Genomic DNA, 2,833 nt, shown 5'->3' on the forward strand with positions numbered 1-2,833 from the left:
TTGCGACCTTGCGAGACCAGAACATCAACTTGGCGCAGCTTGGCGACAATCTCTTCAGCCGTATGCTTCTTCCGTCCCATGACAACATCCTCCACATGGCTCGAGGCCATACCTCAGGGAGGACCACTTTTCAGGGGGCAGGCCACTAACTCACAGCCCTTGAACTTTATCAGCATCGCAGCGATCCTCGACACCCATTCACAGTAAGAAGGACAGCTACGCTTATCGTTAGAAGTTCCGATAAAATCTACGTGGCAAAGTAGGGGAATTGATCCGGTGGAAGTTTGATGATTAGATACGCCTTATTGTTACACTGATGGATTTAACTCCATTCATGTAACAGTCAGCACAAACCAGTAACGCTCTTTTGATTATCTTCACCGGTACTGCCCGAAAGAAACTCCTTCGCTGTCGGAGCTGATAGAACCACCTTCTCGCCCAGCTGGATCGACACAAGCTCCGACACGAATGTGCGCCCCTTCCGCGTCAGGAACACTACCTTCCTGCGGTACTCCTGGGGATCGTCAATCGTCTCGATCAGACCCAGGCCCGGCATGTCCCTGCGGTGTCGCTCCCCAAGCGCCATGAGGTTTCTTGAGATAGAAGCGTGAGCAAGCCCGGCGGCTGTGCTCAGTTGCTTCATGGTGATCCCAGGCTGTTGAGCAACCTCAAGGACGATCTGTAGAGCATGAGGCGTCATCAAATCAATCCACTTGCCGTCCTGCCGCTTGACGTTGCCAACGTGTCGGGCAGCACAAGTGATCCTGATGAGCTTGGCAACTTCGATTGAGGGAGTTGGATGGCTCACGTATGTGCTGCTGTACAAGAAGGTGGATCGGATAGGCGCATCTGTCACAGCCACTTGCACCAGCGTCAAGCGTGCTATTCACGCGATCTGCGCCTCTATTTCACGCCACAGGACTTTCAGTCCCCGTGTATGGTCGAGCCACCCCTGCCCAAATCATTGATCTACCTGCGCCACCTGATACCCATTTGCAGCCATAATCAGCCGTGTGGCGGTACGTGTGGCGGTCGCCACTGGTTGAAAAAAATCACAGGAGGACCGCTTGGCTTACCTTCATTCACGCGAAGTGCCTGAGGACGGGCCAGCCGAAGAGCCTCTACGTGGGTCGGGATGCGCGGAGCCTGCTGCGCCTCAAGTTCCTGCCAGCGGTCGATGATCTCGGCCCGCATGGTCACCGAGTAGCCTGAGACAAGGATCAGGGTCTCGCGCTTGGGAAGGTTGAAGCAGGGAAGCGAGCGTCCGGTGCTGTCGCGGTAGCTGCCCCCAAAACTGGGGCCAGTGATGCCGAGCCCTTTGAGCATGGTGCGGATGTCCCGCATGACGTGGTCGTGGCGCTTCCCGGTGCGCTCTGCGATCTCCAGGCTCGACATCGTGAGCCCGTTCGGGATGGGGGTCAGTATGTTCATGGTGCGCTCCTCAGGGCCGCCCAACGAGGAGTGCAGTGGGGCATTGACTGAGGCGCACAGCTGCGCCTAACTCGTATAGCAAGTGCTATGAATAAGGTTGTAACCCATGTGGGATCCGTGGTGCCGAAAAGTGCGCTTACCTTCCGCTGGGGTGCTCGCGTTCACGGTACTGTCCGCTGGACAGGTGCCTTTGTCATCGGCCGTCCTGGCTCAGTCACTACCGACCGCCGCTGAAAACCTCACTCCTGGCGACATCGACAGTGAGCACCTGTTCGGCTTCACGGAAGGCAGCGACCTCGGCGTGCCCGGTGAAGCGGAGCTAGAATGGGAGACCTCAGGACGACTGGGCAAACGTCTGGGGCGGTTCGTAGCTATCGACAGTGGGCTTGCACTGAAGGTGCCCCTGACGAGTGACTTCCGGCTTGCCCCCGGCATCACTTTCAATGCCTACGATGTTGGTTCCCCTGGCACGCCAACGCGCCTGAGCGGGGGCATCGCGGGAGCGTTCTTGGAAACTCGCTTCCGCCTTCTCGACCGTCGAACCGGCCCATTCGGTCTCACCCTCAACATCGTGCCGAGCTACAACGGCGTGGATAGTGGCTCTGGGGCGGGGGCGCGCAGCTTCGGTACAGAGGTCGGGCTACTTGCAGATTACGAGCTGATCCCAGGCAAGCTCGTTGCGGCCCTCAACGCCGGCTTCGCCTTCGCGTCTACGCGGCTCAACAGCGGAGACGAGCTGGTGCTTGGGTCAAGCACGGAGCTGGCCGGAGCCATTGCCTACCAAGTCCGAGCTGGCTTGTTCGTCGGCGGCGAGGCCCGTTACGCGCGCACCTACGAAGGTCTGATGCTCGATCAACTTGCTGGGCAGGCAGTCTACCTCGGACCGACCATCTACACGACCCTTTCGCCCCATGCCTGGGCGTCGTTCACATGGAGCTTCCAGGTGGCTGGGAAGGCGGTCGGAGAGCCGGGGCCGCTCGATCTGACGAGCTTCGACCGACATCAGATGCGGCTCAGAGTTGGCTACAGCTTCTGACACCCTGGATGGCTTCTACGAGCACCGTAGAGCGCTTTATCAGGCTTCCTCGGCGGCATCGTGCAGACCTCCACGCACGTGGCCCCGCGAGATGAGGCGGCTGTGTGCTCGGGCTCGCCTGTCGCCCTCCATGAGGTCCGCTAGGTTGCGGACTCATAAAGTTCGCAGCCAGACCCGGACGGCGGCGAGTTTGACGCTGGCAAGAAAGTTGTCGGGATCCTTGTCGTAGCGGGTAGCGACGGCGCGGAMGTGCTTGATCTTGCTGAAAAAGCGCTCGACCAGATTGCGGTACTTGTACAGGAACGGGCTGAAGGCCAAGACCTGCTTGCGGTTGGGCATCGGCTTTACGTTCGCCCAAGCACCCTG

3 protein-coding genes and 1 pseudogene are annotated in these 2,833 nt (G+C 59.1%); 1 reads left to right on the plus strand and 3 read right to left on the minus strand.

The features are described 5' to 3' along the window. Positions 1–343 precede the first annotated feature (343 nt). Positions 344–808, minus strand: coding sequence for a MarR family winged helix-turn-helix transcriptional regulator (locus ASF41_RS20425; RefSeq protein ID WP_156653413.1), 465 nt, complete (start codon positions 806–808; stop codon positions 344–346). Positions 809–1,005: 197 nt separating this feature from the next. After that, entirely contained in the window at positions 1,006–1,431 is a 426-nt protein-coding gene (locus ASF41_RS24375; RefSeq protein ID WP_082504711.1) for a Rha family transcriptional regulator, read from the minus strand. Positions 1,432–1,537: 106 nt separating this feature from the next. On the opposite strand from ASF41_RS24375, the gene ASF41_RS20435 reads away from it, so the two are divergent. After that, positions 1,538–2,467 carry a hypothetical protein gene (locus ASF41_RS20435; protein ID WP_082504712.1) on the plus strand — a complete coding sequence of 310 codons (930 nt, stop codon included), beginning with the start codon at positions 1,538–1,540 and terminating at the stop codon, positions 2,465–2,467. Between the two features lie 153 nt (positions 2,468–2,620). Here the strand turns inward: ASF41_RS20435 and ASF41_RS20440 are convergent. Next, positions 2,621–2,833: pseudogene (locus ASF41_RS20440) on the minus strand (IS5/IS1182 family transposase); the annotation flags it as partial.

It is taken from the genome of Methylobacterium sp. Leaf111 (assembly GCF_001423285.1).
GTDB lineage: Bacteria > Pseudomonadota > Alphaproteobacteria > Rhizobiales > Beijerinckiaceae > Methylobacterium.

Bases quoted from the DNA above. Each gene is read 5' to 3' on its own strand.
- ASF41_RS24375 (WP_082504711.1), bottom strand. From the start codon at position 1,431: ATGAACATACTGACCCCCATCCCGAACGGGCTCACGATGTCGAGCCTG.
- ASF41_RS20435 (WP_082504712.1), top strand. From the start codon at position 1,538: ATGTGGGATCCGTGGTGCCGAAAAGTGCGCTTACCTTCCGCTGGGGTG.